14 protein-coding genes and 1 pseudogene are annotated in these 16,540 nt (G+C 68.4%); 10 read left to right on the top strand and 5 right to left on the bottom strand.

The annotated features are described in order from the left end of the window. Position 1 precedes the first annotated feature (1 nt). Genes GO592_RS23490 through GO592_RS23465 form a run of 6 tightly spaced genes read left to right on the top strand, consistent with a single transcriptional unit; the run spans position 2 to position 6,660 of the window. Positions 2–586, top strand: a complete 585-nt coding sequence (locus GO592_RS23490) for a (2Fe-2S)-binding protein (protein WP_007299164.1) — start codon at positions 2–4, stop codon at positions 584–586. Then, on the top strand, positions 583–2,985 hold the full coding sequence (locus GO592_RS23485) for an aerobic carbon-monoxide dehydrogenase large subunit (protein WP_007299163.1): 2,403 nt from the start codon (positions 583–585) through the stop codon (positions 2,983–2,985). Before GO592_RS23490 ends, GO592_RS23485 begins: the two co-directional genes overlap by 4 nt. A 29-nt stretch (positions 2,986–3,014) precedes the next feature. Then, complete coding sequence (locus GO592_RS23480; RefSeq protein ID WP_007299162.1) at positions 3,015–3,908, top strand: XdhC family protein; 894 nt, start codon at positions 3,015–3,017, stop codon at positions 3,906–3,908. Continuing rightward, entirely contained in the window at positions 3,905–4,792 is an 888-nt protein-coding gene (locus tag GO592_RS23475; protein ID WP_005258486.1) for an AAA family ATPase, read from the top strand. Before GO592_RS23480 ends, GO592_RS23475 begins: the two co-directional genes overlap by 4 nt. Before the next feature lie 12 nt (positions 4,793–4,804). Beyond that, positions 4,805–5,446, top strand: coding sequence for an SRPBCC family protein (locus GO592_RS23470; RefSeq protein ID WP_007299161.1), 642 nt, complete (start codon positions 4,805–4,807; stop codon positions 5,444–5,446). Beyond that, complete coding sequence (locus GO592_RS23465; protein ID WP_007299160.1) at positions 5,443–6,660, top strand: vWA domain-containing protein; 1,218 nt, start codon at positions 5,443–5,445, stop codon at positions 6,658–6,660. The genes GO592_RS23470 and GO592_RS23465 overlap by 4 nt, the downstream gene beginning before the upstream one ends. Positions 6,661–7,080: 420 nt before the next feature. Here the strand turns inward: GO592_RS23465 and ligD are convergent, their stop codons facing one another. From ligD to GO592_RS23450, 3 genes are all read right to left on the bottom strand, one after another. Next, the gene (gene ligD / locus GO592_RS23460; protein WP_007299159.1) at positions 7,081–8,052 is read right to left on the bottom strand and encodes a non-homologous end-joining DNA ligase; all 972 of its coding nucleotides are present in this window, start codon (positions 8,050–8,052) and stop codon (positions 7,081–7,083) included. A 114-nt stretch (positions 8,053–8,166) separates the two neighbouring features. Next, on the bottom strand, positions 8,167–8,601 hold the full coding sequence (locus tag GO592_RS23455) for a PAS domain-containing protein (RefSeq protein WP_039952173.1): 435 nt from the start codon (positions 8,599–8,601) through the stop codon (positions 8,167–8,169). 57 nt (positions 8,602–8,658) lie between these two features. Then, complete coding sequence (locus tag GO592_RS23450) at positions 8,659–10,254, bottom strand: serine/threonine-protein kinase (RefSeq protein ID WP_039952171.1); 1,596 nt, start codon at positions 10,252–10,254, stop codon at positions 8,659–8,661. Positions 10,255–10,443: 189 nt separating this feature from the next. Between GO592_RS23450 and GO592_RS23445 the strand changes: the two genes are divergently transcribed. Continuing rightward, positions 10,444–10,932, top strand: a complete 489-nt coding sequence (locus tag GO592_RS23445) for an FBP domain-containing protein (protein WP_005566258.1) — start codon at positions 10,444–10,446, stop codon at positions 10,930–10,932. A gap of 207 nt (positions 10,933–11,139) precedes the next feature. Here GO592_RS23445 and GO592_RS23440 read toward each other — a convergent pair whose 3' ends face one another. Continuing rightward, the gene (locus GO592_RS23440; protein ID WP_007299156.1) at positions 11,140–12,258 is read right to left on the bottom strand and encodes an AbrB family transcriptional regulator; all 1,119 of its coding nucleotides are present in this window, start codon (positions 12,256–12,258) and stop codon (positions 11,140–11,142) included. A 93-nt stretch (positions 12,259–12,351) separates the two neighbouring features. On the opposite strand from GO592_RS23440, the gene GO592_RS23435 reads away from it, so the two are divergent. Next, entirely contained in the window at positions 12,352–13,050 is a 699-nt protein-coding gene (locus GO592_RS23435; RefSeq protein ID WP_005258472.1) for a GntR family transcriptional regulator, read from the top strand. A 141-nt stretch (positions 13,051–13,191) separates the two neighbouring features. Then, positions 13,192–14,256 carry a LacI family DNA-binding transcriptional regulator gene (locus tag GO592_RS23430; RefSeq protein ID WP_172650027.1) on the top strand — a complete coding sequence of 355 codons (1,065 nt, stop codon included), beginning with the start codon at positions 13,192–13,194 and terminating at the stop codon, positions 14,254–14,256. Positions 14,257–14,318: 62 nt separating this feature from the next. Here GO592_RS23430 and GO592_RS44615 read toward each other — a convergent pair. Continuing rightward, positions 14,319–14,465, bottom strand: a pseudogene (locus GO592_RS44615) (FAD-dependent monooxygenase); the annotation flags it as partial. 832 nt (positions 14,466–15,297) lie between these two features. On the opposite strand from GO592_RS44615, the gene GO592_RS23420 reads away from it, so the two are divergent. Then, positions 15,298–16,476, top strand: coding sequence for a Gfo/Idh/MocA family protein (locus GO592_RS23420; RefSeq protein WP_007299153.1), 1,179 nt, complete (start codon positions 15,298–15,300; stop codon positions 16,474–16,476). Positions 16,477–16,540 lie beyond the last annotated feature (64 nt).

The following is a 16,540-nucleotide window of genomic DNA, read 5'->3' as shown; positions in this document are numbered from 1 at the left end:
CATGCAGGTGAACATGACCGTCAACGGCGAGGCAGTGAGCGCCGAGGTGGAACCGCGCATGCTGCTGGTCCATTTTCTCCGCGACCAGCTGGGCCTGACCGGGACCCATTGGGGCTGCGACACCAGCAACTGCGGCACGTGCGTCGTCACCGTGGACGGCGATCCGGTGAAGTCGTGCACGATGCTCGCCGCGATGGCGAGCGGGCACGACGTCCGCACGGTCGAGGGCCTCGAACACGACGGCGAACTCGATCCCGTCCAGCAGGGCTTCATGCAGTGCCACGGACTGCAGTGCGGTTTCTGCACCCCCGGCATGATGATGACGGCGCGGGCACTGCTCGACCGGGAGGGGAGCCCGGACGAGGCCACGATCCGGGAAGCGATCTCCGGGCAGATCTGCCGCTGCACCGGGTACACCACGATCGTGCGCTCGATCCAGTGGGCGGCGGACCATCGGGCGGGCGAGGCCGCCGAGCCGGAACCGGCCGGCGACTTCGACGCGGAGGTCCAGGAGGATAAGACACGGGGCGCCGAGGGCGCACCGATGACAGTCGAGGAACACGCACCCACCGGAAGTGCATCATGACCACCGTCGAATCCCGTCCGCCGTCGGGCGGCGCCGACATCGTCGACAACGACAAGAAGCCTTGCGGCCACGGTCGCATGTTGCGCAAGGAGGACCCCCGCTTCATCCGGGGGCTCGGAAATTACGTCGACGACATCACCCTCCCCGGCATGCTGCACCTGGCGATCCTGCGGTCGCCGGTCGCGCACGCGCGGATCGTGAGCATCGATACCACTGCGGCGCAGGAACACCCGAAGGTGACGGCAGTGGTGACGGGCGCCGACCTCGCCGCGAAGAACCTCGCCTGGATGCCGACGCTGTCCAACGACGTGCAGGCCGTGCTGGCCACCGACAAGGTGCGTTTCCAGGGCCAGGAGGTGGCGTTCGTCATCGCCGAGGACCGCTATTCGGCCCGAGACGCGCTGGAACTGATCGACGTCGAATACGACATGCTCGACCCCGTCGTCGACGCGCGCGCCGCGCTCTCGCCCGATGCGCCGGTGATCCGCGACGACCTCGAAGGGAAGAAGGACAATCACTGCTTCGACTGGGAGACAGGCGATGCCGCCGCGACCGAGGCCGTGTTCGCGAGGGCGGACGTGGTGGTGAAGCAGGAGATCGTCTACCCCAGGGTGCATCCGGCGCCGATGGAGACGTGCGGTGCGATCGCCGACGTCGACCGGGTGTCCGGCAAGCTCACCCTGTACACCACGTCGCAGGCCCCGCACGCACACCGGACGATCTACGCCTTGGTCTCTGGGATCCCGGAGCACAAGATCCGGGTGGTGTCTCCGGACATCGGCGGCGGATTCGGTAACAAGGTCCCGATCTACCCGGGATACGTGTGTGCGATCGTGGCGTCGCTCGTGACGGGCAAACCGGTGAAGTGGATGGAGGATCGCAGCGAGAACCTGATGAGCACGGGCTTCGCACGCGACTACATCATGGTCGGCGAGATCGCGGCGACCAGCGAAGGCAAGATCCTCGCGATCCGCACGAAGGTATTGGCCGATCACGGTGCGTTCAACGGCACGGCGGCCCCGGTGAAGTATCCGGCCGGTTTCTTCGGCGTCTTCACCGGCAGCTACGACATCGAGGCCGCGCACTGCGCGATGACGGCGGTGTACACGAACAAGGCGCCCGGCGGGGTGGCGTACGCCTGCTCGTTCCGCATCACCGAGGCCGTGTATCTGGTCGAGCGGCTCGTCGACTGCCTGGCGTTCGATCTGAAGATGGATCCGGCGGAACTGCGGCTGAAGAATCTGCTGAGGCCGGAACAGTTCCCGTACACCAGCAAGACCGGGTGGGTGTACGACTCCGGCAACTACGAGACCACCATGCGCAAGGCCATGGACATGATCGGCTACCAGCAGTTGCGCGAGGAGCAGAAGGAACGCCGCGAACGCGGCGAGCTGATGGGAATCGGCATGTCGTTCTTCACCGAAGCCGTCGGTGCCGGACCGCGGAAGGACATGGACATCCTGGGCCTGGGCATGGCCGACGGCTGCGAACTGCGCGTCCACCCGACGGGCAAGGCCGTCGTGCGGTTGTCGGTGCAGACCCAGGGGCAGGGTCACGAGACGACGTTCGCGCAGATCGTGGCGGAGGAACTGGGGATCCCACCGGACGACATCGACGTCGTGCACGGCGACACCGACAACACGCCGTTCGGGCTCGGCACGTACGGCAGCCGGTCGACACCGGTGTCGGGGGCGGCCGCGGCGCTGGTGGCCCGCAAGGTGCGGGACAAGGCGAAGATCATCGCCTCGGGCATGCTCGAGGCCTCGGTCGCGGATCTGGAATGGGAGAAGGGCGAATTCCATGTGAAGGGCGATCCCTCGGCCAAGGTGACCATCCAGGACATCGCGATGCGGGCACACGGCGCCGGCGACCTGCCGGAGGGCATCGAAGGCGGACTCGACGCGCAGATCTGTTACAACCCCGAGAATCTGACGTACCCCTACGGCGCGTACTTCTGCGTCGTCGACATCGATCCCGGCACCGCCGTGGTGAAGGTGCGGCGGTTCCTGGCCGTCGACGACTGCGGCACCCGCATCAACCCGATGATCATCGAGGGGCAGGTCCACGGCGGCATCGTCGACGGCATCGGTATGGCGCTCATGGAGATCATCGAGTTCGACGAGGACGGCAACTGCCTCGGCGGATCACTGATGGATTACCTGATCCCCACCGCGCTCGAGGTTCCGAAGCTCGAGACCGGTTTCACCGTGACCCCGTCGCCGCACCACCCGATCGGCGCGAAGGGCATCGGCGAGTCCGCGACGGTCGGATCGCCCGCGGCCGTGGTGAACGCTGTCGTGGATGCGCTCGCCCCGTTCGGTGTCCGGCACGCCGACATGCCGCTCACCCCGTCCCGGGTGTGGGAGGCCATGCAGGGCCGCGCGACACCCCCGATCTGAATGTCGCCCGTCGGCTGCGAGGAGGCCCGATGGATCTGAAAGAGCGTGCGGCGCAACTGGCGCGCGATCGCAGGCCGTTCGTCCATGCGACCGTGGTGCGGGCGCAGCCGCCCACGTCCAGTCATTCCGGCGACGAGGCGATCCTCCTGCAGGACGGCACGATCGAGGGTTTCGTCGGCGGTCAGTGCGCGCAGAATTCGGTGCGCACGGCCGCCCTGGGGGCGCTGGCGACCAACGAGAGCGTGCTGTTGCGGGTCCTTCCCGACGGGGCCGTGCAGTTCCCGGAGACTCCGGGCGCGTCCGTCGTGGTGAATCCGTGCCTGTCCGGCGGTGCCATGGAGATCTTCCTGGAGCCGCAACTGCCACCCCCGTTGGTGCGGATCTTCGGCACCACGCCGATCGCGCAGGCGTTGGGGGGCATAGCGGAACTGCTGGGATTCACCGTCGAGCGCGACGACGCCGGTTTCGAGCAGTTCTCCGGCACCACGGCGGTGGTGCTCGCCGGCCACGGCGGGCCCGAAGGGGAGGTCATCCGTGCGGCGCTCGACGCCGGGATCGGGTATGTCGGGCTCGTCGCCAGCCGAACACGCGGTGGGGCCATCCTCGACACCCTGGGTCTCACCGAGTCCGAACGGTTGCGGGTGCACACCCCCGTCGGTCTCGACATCGGGGCGCGGACGTCGGCGGAGATCGCGGTGTCGATCGCGGCCGAGTTGGTGCAGGAACTGCGGACCGCGGGGCTTCGCGCGCCCGAGGGCGATTCGCCTCCGCGGGCGGCGGTGACCGAGGCGGTCGATCCGGTGTGCGGGATGCGAGTCGTGGTGGGGCCGGATACCGCCCACCTGCGGCGGGACGGTGCCGACTGCTGGTTCTGCGGCCCGGGTTGCCGGACATCGTTCGCGCGGGAGACGGGAGCGGTATGACGGAGGCGTTCGAGGACGTGGGGGATGTGGTCCGGCGCTTCGATGCCGAGGACTACCTTCTGGACTTCGGAACCGCGTCGGCCCTGTATCTCGCGGCAGCCCTGCGCCGCCCGCTCCTGCTCGAAGGCGAACCCGGAGTCGGCAAAACCACCGCGGCGAAGGCTCTCGCGACCGTCCTCGGCGCCCCGCTGATCCGGTTGCAGTGCTACGAGGGCCTCACCGCGAACGAGGCCCTCTACGACTGGAACTATCAGCGGCAGTTGCTCACCATCAGGCTGGCCGAATCGCGGGGCGACGGCCTGACCGAGGACGACCTGTTCACCGAGGAATTCCTGCTGGAACGTCCCATCCTCCACTGTGTGCGATATCGGGGACCGACCCCGCCCGTACTTCTGATCGACGAAATAGACCGAGCCGACGACGAGTTCGAGGCACTCCTCCTCGAATTCCTGGGGGAGGCATCGGTCACCGTTCCCGAACTGGGAACGTTCACGGCCGAACATCACCCCGTCGTCGTGCTGACGTCCAACCGGAGCCGCGACCTCCACGACGCGCTGCGCCGACGATGCCTCTACCACTGGATCGACTATCCGGAGCCGGTGCGGGCCGCCGCCATCGTGCGCCGCACGGTGCCCGCGGCGGCGGCGCCCCTCATCGAGCACGCCACCCGCTTCGTCGGCCGGGCCCGCGAACTCGATCTCGACAAGCCGCCCGGAATTGCCGAGACGATCGACTGGGTGTCCGCCCTCGCGGCGCTGGGGGTGGCCGATCTGGTTCGCGACGACGCGATCCAGAGCCTGAGTGCCCTCGCGAAGACCCCGGACGACCGCACAATAGTTCAGGACGCATTCGCGGACTACGCGCACGGCCTGGCCACCGGATGAGAGGCAACTGCCATGAAGATCGCCAACGAGTTCACCGTCAGCGCTCCGATCGAGCAGGCGTGGGAGGTGCTCAGCGACCTCGAGGAGGTTGCCCCCCTGCTACCGGGAGCTCAGATGACCGGGCGGGAGGGTGAAGATTACCTGGGGAAAGTGAAGGTCAAGGTCGGCCCGGTGACCAGTGAGTTCAAAGGCAAGGCCGCGTTCGTCGTGCGCGATCCGAAGGAGCACCGCGCCGTGATCGACGCCCGCGGGAGGGACTCGCGCGGTTCCGGCAACGCGTCCGCGACGATCACCGCCCAGTTGCACGAGGTGGGCGACCGCACCCGCGTCACCGTGGACACCGACATGAAGATCGTCGGCAAACTCGCGCAGTTCGGCAGCGGAATGATCCAGCAGGTGTCGGAGAAACTCATGGGGCAGTTCGCGGAGTCGCTGGAAGCGAAGCTCGCCGGGGGACCCGCCGAGCAGGCCACGGCCGAGCCCGAGGCGGCCGGCACCACGAACCTCTCCGTGGCCCCGCCTGCCGCCGAACCGGCGCCGCTGGATCTTCTGGCGCTGTCCGGCGCGGGTGCGTGGAAACGGTACGCCCCCATTCTCGCTGCCATCCTCGCGGGAATCGTGGTCGTCCTCGTGGTGGGCCGCCGCAGGCGATGAGCGCGTCGGGCATCCTGCGGGGCGTCGATCTCGCGGCGTTCGCGGTGGCACTCGTCGCCCGGTTGCGCTCCCGTGGCGTCGTCGTCTCGGCAAGTGGCCCCGCGGTGTTCGTTCGGGCGCTTCATCTGTCACCGCCGGGTTCGCGGTCGCGGCTGTACTGGTCGGCGCGTCTGACCCTGGTCAACCGCGTCGACGACCTCGCGTCGTTCGACGCGGTGTTCTCCGCGGTCTTCGATGACGCCGTGCTGTCCGTGGATCCGCACGCGCGACGCGCCGCTGCGGGACGAGAGAAGGCCCTCGCAGGTGTCCGCGACGGTCGCGACCGGCCCGGTGAGGCGCAGGACGTCGAAGGCGTGCCGTGGATGACACGACCGATGATGACCGGCGGCGACGACAGCGGCGAGGACGACCTTCACGACGCGCTCACCGCCGTGCCGGACACCCTGCCCAGCAGGCTCGTGGCCCGCGCCGACGAACCCTTCGCCCGATTCGACGCCGGCGACCTCCGGCTCCTCGGATCCTGGCTGGAACAGGCCACCGCCGCGTGGCCGTCCCGCCGCACCCGGCGTCGCGAAGTGCATCGCCGCGGCCGGCGTATCGATCTGCGCGCCACCATGAACCGGTCGAGGGCCACGGGCTGGGAACCGGTGGTTCTCGCGCGGAGCCGTCCCCGGAACCGCCCGCGGCGCATCGTGATGCTGTGCGACGTGAGCCGGTCGATGCAGCCGTACGCCGCGATCTATCTCCATCTGATGCGGGCGGCGGTGCAACGCCAGACCGCGGGCAGGCCGGAGGTGTTCGCGTTCTCCACGTCGCTGACGAGGCTCACGCCCGTGCTCGCCCACCGCAGCGCCGAGACCGCGGTCCGTAAGGCGAACGACAAGGTGGTCGACAGATTCGGTGGCACCCACATCGCGGGCAGCGTGAGCGAACTACTGGCGTCCCCGCACGGCAACGCGCTGCGCGGGGCAGTCGTGGTCATCGCGTCCGACGGCTGGGACAGCGACGACCCGAAGCGCCTGGCGCATGCCCTCACCAGGGTCCGTCGCCGCGCCCACCGACTGGTGTGGCTCAACCCCCGCGCCGGTGACCCCGACTTCCGGCCGCTCGCCGGATCGATGGCGGCTGCGCTGCCGTTCTGCGATGCCTTCCTCCCCGCGCACTCCGTGTCCGCGCTCCGCGACGTGCTGGACGTGATCGGCGGGATGGCATAGCGGGTGGCGCGATACCACCCCGAGGGTGCCTGGTCGCCGGCCCGTCCTTCGCCGAAGCTCTATGGACGGTGCACACCGCCCTTCAGCTCACAGGAGGAACCACAATGTCGACTACCAGAACTTCCGCCAGAATCGTGGCCGCCATCGGGGCGATCCTCGCGGCTCTCTCGATTTCACTGGTGGGAACAGCCGAATTCGCCGGCGCCAGACCATGTCAGAACGATTGTCACGCGCCGGTTCCCAAACCGCCGGTCGACGGCTGCCAACTCTGCAATCCCAACCCACCGCCTCCGCCGCCACCGCCCCCGCCGCCACGGTAGGGAAGAGTTCGGCATGCCAGACACGCGCCTCGGCCGCACGGTCGGGGCGCGTGTCGCGTTGTGGGCAAACCGCGCCGGCAGCGCTGGCCGAGTGCCCCGACTAATCCTCCGCGCCGCCGGGATCCGGCTCGCCTTCGGCCTCGTCCCGGTCGGCCCACTCCAGCAGCGGTTCGAGCGAGAACACGGCGTCGTCGATTCCTGCATGCAGGTCACCGAGTTTCGCGAAGCGGTCGGGGACGGTGGCGATGGTGAACTCGTGCGGGTCCACGTCGTCGATTTCGTCCCACGTCACCGGTGTGGACACGGTCGCGTCGGGCACACCTCGCACCGAGTACGCGCTGGCGATGGTGTGATCGCGGGCGTTCTGGTTGTAGTCGACGAACAGTTTGCGCGGATCCCGGTCCTTCCGCCACCAGGTGGTGGTGACGTCCTGCGGGGCCCGGCGCTCCACTTCGCGGGCGAAGGCCAGCGCGGCCCGCCGGACGTCGCCGAAACCCCAGTCGGGCCGGATCCGGACGTAGACGTGCATGCCGCTTCCGCCCGACGTCTTCGGCCAGCCCGCCGCGCCCACTTCGTCGAGCACCTCGTGCACCACCCCGGCCACGCGCTGCACCGTGTCGAACCCGCACTCGGGCATCGGATCGAGATCGATCCGCCACTCGTCGGGACGTTCGACGTCAGCGCGGCGCGAGTTCCACGGATGGAACTCGACCGTGGACATCTGCACCGCCCAGATCACATCCGCCGGGTGCGTCACGCACAGTTCGTCGGCGTGACGGTTGTACCGCGGAAACGTCACCCGCACCGTCTGGACCCAGTCCGGCGCACCGTGCGGCAACCGCTTCTGGTGGACCTTCTCGCCGCTCAGGCCGTCCGGAAAGCGGTGCATCATGCAGGGGCGTTCGCGCAGGGCGCGCACGATCCCGTCGCCGACGCTCAGGTAGTAGTTCGCGAGGTCGAGCTTCGTGGCACCGGTCGCGGGGAAGTAGACGCGCTCCGGGTGCGAGATCCGCACGGTCCGGTCGCCGACCTCCAGTTCGACAGCGGGAGCCTTGCTCTTGCCGGTCGCCATTCAGTCAACTTAACCCGCGTTCGATCCCTTCCGCGCTGTTTGCGGACGGTTTCGCCGGATTCCAGGCAATAGCGCGTGAATCCGGCCAATGTCCGTGCGTCTGTGGGGCGGGGGTCAGAAGCCGGGCGCGCGGCCGCCGTTCCACAGTTGTTCGGTGACGTCGTGGAAGCAGACGAGGGTCACCGGATCGTCCTCCCGACGGAGAATGGGCCGGCTGACGAGTGCACGGACTCGGGACCCGTCCTGATGTGTCAGGTCGACGGGTGAGGTGGCGGACTCGCGGAGGTGCTCGACCGCGTCGGCACCTGTCGGTGCGTCGTCCAGGGCGAGGAGTTCGGACACCGGGTGTCCGCGCAGTGAAGCGACGGGATAACCCAGCATCTCCTCGAAAGCACTGTTCGCGTGGACGACGGTGCCGTCGCTCTCGACCGCCAGGACGGGAACCGGAAGGCGTTCGAGCAGGACGAGGGCGGGTAGCTGCTCGAGGTAGCCCAAGGGAGTTTCCGGAGTTGGGCGACGTCTCTCCTCATGCTCTGCCTGTGCGCTCACAGACCTATACTCTCACCGATTCCGACCGCTCGTCCCGTTGTCGCCGCAGACGGCGATTCAGCGGTGCGCGGACTCGACCATCGGTTCGGTCGCGAGGATCCGTCCGTCGCCGCTGACGATGGTCAGGGCGGATGGGGTCAGCCGGTACTGGGTGCCGCCGTCGCCGGTGGCCACGAAGCCGGTTCCGCTCGAGATCGGATCGTCGACGGAGATGGCGGCGCCGTCGCTGATGCGTACGCCCTGGTAGTAGTAGCGGCCCACACCGGTCTCGCAGACCACGACGAGAGACTTCGTGGTGCGACCGATGAACACCGCCGGGTTGGTGTAGTTGCAGCGTGCGTCGGACGGGGCCAGGAAACCCTGCCTGTCGGCGCCCGACACCTCGCCGACGATCGTCGGCGGGGGAGCCGTCGTCGTACGGGGCGCCGTCACGGCAGGCGGGACCGTCGCCGGCGCCGCGGACGCGACGGGTACGTCCTCCGTGGCCGAGGCGCGCACCTGACTGCTGGTGGCCGCGGCGACGGTGGATGCGTCCGGTGTGTTCCGATCCAGCACGAGCCATCCGACCACCCCGCCGAGGACCAGCAGCGCAATCACCAGCACGGTGACCGTCACCGGCACGGCCACCGACCGTCGTGCCGGCGGGGCGTAGGGAGTCGACGGGTAATACGGCGCCGCCGAGGGTTGCGCGGGTGGCCCGCCGTGGAATGCGGTCGGCGGGTAGACCGGTGGACGGCCGCGGTCGTCGACGCGCGTCGGTTCGGACCGCATCCCCGACGAGGGTTCCGGGCGGGTCGCGATGTCGGTTTCGGTCCTCCGCTCGCGAGCGGTCAACGCGGACCGGGCGGCGGCCGCGAAGTCGCCGGCCGTCGGGTACCGATCGCGGGGGTCCTTCGCCAGGCCTCGGGCGATCACCTCGTCGAACGCGGCGGGCACGTCGGGTCGAATCGAGCTGGGGCTGGGCACCGGCGTCGTGAGGTGGGCGCGGATCGCGCTGCTGATGCTGTTGGACGGGAACGGGATGGACCCCGTGAGGCATTCGTAGAGGACACACGCCAGCGAGTAGACGTCCGCGCGGGCATCGACCGGTGCATTGTCGAACCGCTCGGGCGCCATGTACGCGTAGGAACCGACGGCACTGCCGAGCGTGGTCAGGCGGAGGTCGGAACTCGAGTGCGCGATACCGAAGTCGACGAGGTACGCGAACTCCCCGGCGGTGACGAGGATGTTCTCCGGCTTGACGTCGCGGTGGATGAGACCGTCGGTGTGCGCGGCGTCGAGCGCCGCCGCGATCTGGTCGACGATCGCGACCGCGTGTGCGGGACCCATCGGGCCCCGTGTGCGGAGCAGTGAACGCAGATCCTGTCCCACGACCAGGCGCATGTCGATGTACAGCACACCGTCGATTTCGCCCCAGTCGTGAATCGGAATGACGTGCGGCTCCTGCAACCTGGCCGCGGCATGCGATTCGCGTCGGAACCGCTGCTGAAAGGTGGGGTCCTTCGCGAGGTCGACGTCGAGGATCTTGAGGGCGACGGTGCGATCCTTGGTGGTGTCGTGCGCCTCGTACACCTCACCCATTCCGCCTCGTCCGAGCAGAGCCCTGAGATGGTATTGCCCGAACTGCGAGCCGACCCGTGTACCTGCCGCCATTGCCGTTCCCCTCGAAGCCGGAAACAGCACGATACACGCAGATGTCGCGCTGTCCTGGGACGCTCGCGACACCCGCCGCACCCGCGACGCGGCCAGAGATCGTTCGGAAAATCCGTTGCTCGACCTCACCGCTGTCCGTAGTGTCACGTGGCTTTGTCAACCCCGTTCACAGAAGGAGTTCACCTCGACATGGAACCCGTCACCGAACGCGACATCAGGTCGTCGTTCATCAACTGCTCCAAAGGCGACGCCAAGCGTCTGCCCGTCCCTCGGGATCTGGACGATCGGCCCTGGGACGACCTGGACTTCCTCGGCTGGAGTGACCCGTCGTTTCCCGGCCGCTGCTATGTCGTCGTGCCGCGAGACGGTGGTCTGGTCGGCGTCGCGCTGCGCTACGAAACGGGCGGTTATCGCCGCGCGCAGATGTGCACCGTCTGCATGACGACGCACGCCAACGGCGGCGTCTCGCTGATGACCGCGCGCAAGTCGGGTGAATCCGGACGCCGCGGCAATTCGATCGGCACCTACATGTGCGCCGATCTCGCCTGCTCGCTCTACGCGCGCCGGAAGAAGTCGCCCGCGCTGGGCAGGCAGTACCGCGAGGATCTCGAGCCCGAGGAGAGGATCGCGCGGGTCCGCGACAACCTCGATGCCTTCATCGCGAGGGTTTACGGCTGACCGACCCGACACCCACCCACCGTGCAGCTCGGTAGCTGCTGACAAGAATCGGAGGTAGATGCCATGCGCCGACATTCGAGGAACCCACATCCCGGTGGACCCCGAGTTCGGAGACACTGCAACGAGACTCGGGGTGTTCGGGACTCCTCTCCGGTCGAGACGGCCCGGACGCAAGCCGGACCGTCCTGTCCGGAGAGGATTCCCGAACTACGCTGGTTGACGCCGAGAACTGAAGTGGGCAAACACCTTCGCCATGATCGGGGTGGTGACGAGCATGATGACCAGGCGCAACACCTGAGCGGCCGCGACGAACGTGACGTTGGAGGCGGTGGATGCCGAGACGGCCAGCACCGCCGCCAGGCCACCGGGCGTGGTGGCGAGATAGGCCTCGAGCAGGCTCGCGCCGGTGAGGTGGGAGAGTAGGACGCCCAGCCCGGCGCAGGCCGCCCCGACCAGCAAGGTGATCAGCGCCGCGTACGGCAGGATTCGTCCGATCGCCCGCAGGCTCGCCCGGTCGAACGCGAGCCCGGCCTGCCAGCCGATGAGGATCAGCGCGGCGGTCATCAGCATCGGCGGGACCGCGACCGCGTCGCTCCAGCCGCCGAGTTCGAACCCGGCACTCACGGCCAGCGGACCCAATGTCGCGGGCGCGGGTAGTCGCACGAGTGACGCCACAGCGGTGCCGCCCACGATGAACAGTGCCAGGAATGGCAGGGTCACATACCATTCGGACCCGCCGCCCTCGGTGCCTGTCACGGTGTCTGCACCGGTATCCGCGCGGAAGCCGAACGTGACGATCATCGGCATCGACACGACGACGAGTGCCACTCTCAGGTACTGCACCACTGCGACGACCCGGTCGTCGCCGCCGAGTTCGCGGGCCATCGCGACGAGTCCGGTGGCGCCGCCCGCAGTCATGGAGAGGGATCCGGTCACCGCGTCCACGTCACGGTGCAGCGCGAGGAGGGCGCCGGCCGCCACGCTGAGCGCGAGAGTCGCGGCCGCGATCGAGACCACCGGCACCCACATCGAGCTCAGGGCGGCGATCGTGTCCCGGTGCACCATCAGTCCGACGGCGCTCGCCAGCACTCCCTGGGCAAGCTTCCCCAGCGGGCGGGGCACGCGGGACGGGCCCCAGCCGGTGACGGCCAGGGTCGCCGCGACGATCAGAGCCGAGAATAGACCGGCCGCTGTCAGTCCGACGCTCTCGCCGAGCGCCCAGCCGCCGATCGAGAGTGCGATCAGTGCGGCCCACCGAAGTCCGTGACGGTGCAGTTCGGACGCGCGCGTCGGCACGGATCGTTCGGTGGATTGCACGTCGTTCACGTGTGGACGCCTACTTCGGGATGCTGTTCCTGTTCTATGGTGCGCATTAGCGTATACCTTAGCTCATACGGTGGTGAACGTTACGATGTATGCATGGCGCGCGAAAGCAAGAGCGAACAGGTATACGTGCAGCTCAAACAGGACATTCTGAACGGGACCCTGTCTCCCGGGCAGTCGCTGAGTGCTATCGACGTGGGCACGCGGTTCTCGGCGTCTCGCACCCCGGTGCGTCAGGCCTTCCTTCGGCTCGAAGCAGACGGGCTGGTCTCGCTCACCGACCGGCAGGGGGCACGGGTCGCTCCCATCTCCATCAAGAGTGTTCGGGACCTGTTCGAGCTACGCATCCTGCTCGAGGCGGCCGCGGCGCGCATGGTCGCCGAGGCCGTCGGCCGGGACACCGCGGCCCGGCAGCAATTCGAAGAGGTAGCGGACGCACTCGGGGCGATCTCGGAGGAGGACCCGTCCGAGTCCCGGCGGGATCGTTTCTACGAACTCACCGAAACGTACGACCAGGCGGTGATCGCGCACACCCGGAACTCACAACTGGCCCGATCGATTGCCGAACTCCGGCCGCACACGGAGAGACTGCGCAACATCGCCCACTCCCACCCGGACCGTCTGGACGTCTCGCTGGCGGAGCACCGGGCGATGTGCCGGGCGATCCTCGCCGGCGACGGACCGGCGGCTGCCGCGGCCTGCACCGAGCACCTGACCCAGACGCAGAAGACCATCCTCGACGCGGTCGTCGATCCGCAGGGATCGGCCGTCGCCATCGACCTGGTCACCGCGTAGTCGGCACGGTCAGAGCGCGAGGATGGCGGGGACGCTGAGGACTGCCACGGCTGCGTTCGGGTAGGTAGCCCGGTCTAGTACTTCGGTCTATGTCGGATACTCTGGGTGTGCCTCGTGCTCGGCGAGCGAAAGGGTCTGCACATGCGAAGCGACGACGCCCGGCGCGGTGGTCCTGCTCCGATGCCCCGGCAGGCCGTGACCATGCAGGACATCGCCGACCGCGTGGGGGTGTCGAAGGCGTTGGTCTCCATGGTGTTTCGTCGGGTTCCCGGACCGAGTGCCGAGACGCGGAAGCGGGTCCTCGACGTCGCGGACGAGCTCGGGTACCGACCGAACCGTACCGCTGCACTGATGTCGCTCCGGCGGACCCACCTGGTGGGGGTGACGGCGGATATTCGCAACAGCTTCCACGCCGAGATGGTCGAGTACATCGTCGCCGCCGCCGACGACTACGGGTACGAGGTGGTGCTCGGTGCGCTGACTCCCACGCATCCCGAACCGAAAGTCGTCGAAACGCTGCTCGATTTCCGCTGTGAAGCCCTGATCCTGCTCGGCACCGAACTCGACGCCGACGTGCTCGACACGCTCGGGGAACGGGTACCGGTGGTCGTGGTCGGTCGCCGCGTCGGAGACGGCGCCGTCGACGTCGTGCGCACAGCGGACGGCAAGGGGATCGGCACCGTCGTCGACCATCTCGTCGAGCTGGGGCATCGCCGGATCACGCACCTCAGCGGTGGTGCGGGCACGATTGCGGCCGACCGGAGGTCGGGGTACACCCGTGCCATGCGTCGTCACGGACTCGACATCGACGTCGTCGAGGGCGATTTCACCGACAGCGCCGGAACGGTCGCCGCGGAGACACTGCTGGGGCGGTCGCAGCTTCCCACCGCGGTGATCGCGGCCAACGACCGCAGTGCCATCGGGCTGATCGGCGAACTGCGCAGCCGGGGCGTGCGGATCCCCGAAGACGTCTCGGTCTCCGGATACGACGACAGCGTGCTCGCCCACCTCGCGCACATCGATCTGACGTCGGTCAATCAGCAACCGCGGGAGCAGGCCGCCACCGCGGTCGAGGCGGTCATCCAACGGCTGGACCGGGGGAGGACCGAATCGGTCGCGACCGTTCTCCGGCCGCGGCTCGTCGCGCGCCGTACCACCGGGCCCGCGCCCGAGTCGATGGAAGGATCCCGGTCGGGCGTGTCCTGACCTGCGGCGGCCGTCAGGGCCCGGCGGAGCCGGTCGTATTCGGCGAGACCTTCTCCGGTCGAGCCGGTCTCAGCGAGTGCCCGGGCCAGGACGACGGCGTCTTCAATGGCCATGGAGGCGCCCTGCCCCGCCCCGGCCGGGTGGGCGCCGTCGCCGACGAGGACGACGCGCTCGTCGTGCCAGACCGGGACTTCGGCCAGCGTGTGCATGAGCGTCGGACGGTGCAATTGCGTGGTCGCCCTGATGATCTCGAGCGCCTGCGGCTCGAACCGGTACAGCTCGGCGAGTCGCCCGAGCAACCAGTCGTCGCCGACACCGGTCAGGTCCGGTGGCCTGGAATCGGCAACCTGCGCGGACCACCACACGGTTCCGTCCGGCGCCGGAATGTGGAGAAAGGTGCCGCTGCGCGCGAGAACCATGTTGAACGTGCCGGTCTCGGCCGGGATGCCGCCGGCGATGCCCGAGACGCTGTAGAGGCCTCCGTAGGTGTAGCCGACCAGAGACCATCCGCGCCGACCAGCAGGTCGGTGCGTGCACTGGAACCGTCGGCGAACTGCGCGTGGACACCGTGTCCCGTGGGCTCGGCCCCTACAGTCGGCGGCCCGTGACGATCCGCACCCTGGCCTGCGCGGCGTACTCACGCAGCACCTGGACCAGGGAACCCCGCATCAGCGTCGTTCTGTGCAGCGGATCCCCCGACAGCCGTCCGTGCGGAACTTCCGCCAGCAGCCTCCCGGTGCCGGATCGCCTGCGACGATGACCTCCGTACGTCTTCCCGACTTCGCATTCACTGAAGAGGTATTCAGTGAAATTGCATTCAATATCTGCACGCCAAGGGTGCTCGTCAAGGGGTGCGGCCCGCTGGCCGGATCGCCGAGTCGGGGCTTGACAGGGTGTCGTGATTCAGCTCATAGTAGTCGTACTAGACCGGTTAAATAGACCGAACTAGCCGGAGGGCGTCTTCACTCATCCGTGCAGGTGTCTGCGGGTAGCCGACCTGCACTCCCGCCGGGTCACCATCACACCGAAAGGCTTCCACTCATGACTTCCCACTCGATCGGTGTCGCCGTCATCGGCGGCGGCATGGCCGGACGAGCACACGCCGCCGGATATCGCATGGCGTCGACGCTGTTCGGAACCGACCGCCCCGACGTGCGTCTGGTTGCGATCGCCGACACCAACCAGGCCGTCGCCGACGACACCGCGAAGCGGTACGGGTACGAGCGGGCCGAGTACAGCTGGCAGGCCATCGCCGAATCGCCGGACATCGACGCCGTGAGCGTCGTCGTCGCCAACCAGTTGCACCGGGAGATCGTCGAAGGGCTCCTCGCCGCGGGGAAGCACGTGCTGTGCGAGAAGCCCCTGGCCGGGTCCATCACGGACGCCGAGGCCATGGTGGGGGCCGCTGCGGATGCCGACACGATCGCCGCGGTCGGGTACACCTACCGCCGGTCGCCGGCCATCCAGGCGATCCGCGACGAACTCGCGACGGGCCGCCTCGGCGACATCATCCACTTCAACGGGCATTACTGGTGCGACTACGGCCTCGACCCCGCCTCGCCGATCACCTGGCGGTACCGCGGCGGTCCCGGAACGGGCGCGCTCGCGGACGTCGGCAGCCACCTGCTCGACATGGCCGAATTCGTGTGCGGTCCGATCGTCGAGATCAGCGGCGCGACCTTCGCCACGGTGATCACGAAGCGTCCCGTGCCTGCCGGAGTCACCTACGGCCACACCAAGGCCGAGACCACCGGTGAGATGGCACCCGTCGAGAACGAGGACCTCGCGACGTTCACGGCGCGCTTCCAGAACGGCGCAGTCGGCACGTTCTCCGCTTCCCGTGTCGCGCATCAGCTTCCGGACGGACTCGGTTTCGAGTTGTTCGGGACGTCCGGCTCTGCAGCGTTCGACCTGGCTCGCGCCGCGGAATTCTCGGTGTCCAGCGAGGGCCTCGACCGCACCGTGAACGGTCAGCGGCGGGTGATCATCGGTCCGCAGCACCCGTACATCCAGGGTGGCCTGCCGATGGATGCCGGCGGCGTCGGCCACGGCAAGGCGGAGTTCTTCGCCTACCAGGCCCGGGCGTTCCTCGACCAGATCGCCGGCATCGACATCCTCGGCCCGCTGCCGTCCTTCGCCCACGCGCTGCGCGGCATGCAGATCGTCACCGCCGTCGCGGAGTCCGCCCGCGCCGACGGAGCAGCCGTCAAGATCGGCTGAACCGCAAACCCCGTAGCCCCAAAACCCCTGAACTGCAACTTCTTCCCACCACGCAAGGAACCCT

This window comes from Rhodococcus sp. 21391, from assembly GCF_016772255.1.
GTDB lineage: Bacteria > Actinomycetota > Actinomycetes > Mycobacteriales > Mycobacteriaceae > Rhodococcus_F > Rhodococcus_F opacus.
Note: the sequence above shows the minus strand (reverse complement) of the source record. Positions and strands in the feature narration are given on the sequence as shown.

Bases quoted from the DNA above. Each gene is read 5' to 3' on its own strand.
- GO592_RS23490 (WP_007299164.1), top strand. From the start codon at position 2: ATGCAGGTGAACATGACCGTCAACGGCGAGGCAGTGAGCGCCGAGGTG.
- GO592_RS23485 (WP_007299163.1), top strand. From the start codon at position 583: ATGACCACCGTCGAATCCCGTCCGCCGTCGGGCGGCGCCGACATCGTC.
- GO592_RS23480 (WP_007299162.1), top strand. From the start codon at position 3,015: ATGGATCTGAAAGAGCGTGCGGCGCAACTGGCGCGCGATCGCAGGCCG.
- GO592_RS23475 (WP_005258486.1), top strand. From the start codon at position 3,905: ATGACGGAGGCGTTCGAGGACGTGGGGGATGTGGTCCGGCGCTTCGAT.
- GO592_RS23470 (WP_007299161.1), top strand. From the start codon at position 4,805: ATGAAGATCGCCAACGAGTTCACCGTCAGCGCTCCGATCGAGCAGGCG.
- GO592_RS23465 (WP_007299160.1), top strand. From the start codon at position 5,443: ATGAGCGCGTCGGGCATCCTGCGGGGCGTCGATCTCGCGGCGTTCGCG.
- ligD (WP_007299159.1), bottom strand. From the start codon at position 8,052: ATGGCGACCGGCAAGAGCAAGGCTCCCGCTGTCGAACTGGAGGTCGGC.
- GO592_RS23450 (WP_039952171.1), bottom strand. From the start codon at position 10,254: ATGGCGGCAGGTACACGGGTCGGCTCGCAGTTCGGGCAATACCATCTC.
- GO592_RS23445 (WP_005566258.1), top strand. From the start codon at position 10,444: ATGGAACCCGTCACCGAACGCGACATCAGGTCGTCGTTCATCAACTGC.
- GO592_RS23435 (WP_005258472.1), top strand. From the start codon at position 12,352: ATGGCGCGCGAAAGCAAGAGCGAACAGGTATACGTGCAGCTCAAACAG.
- GO592_RS23430 (WP_172650027.1), top strand. From the start codon at position 13,192: ATGCGAAGCGACGACGCCCGGCGCGGTGGTCCTGCTCCGATGCCCCGG.
- GO592_RS23420 (WP_007299153.1), top strand. From the start codon at position 15,298: ATGACTTCCCACTCGATCGGTGTCGCCGTCATCGGCGGCGGCATGGCC.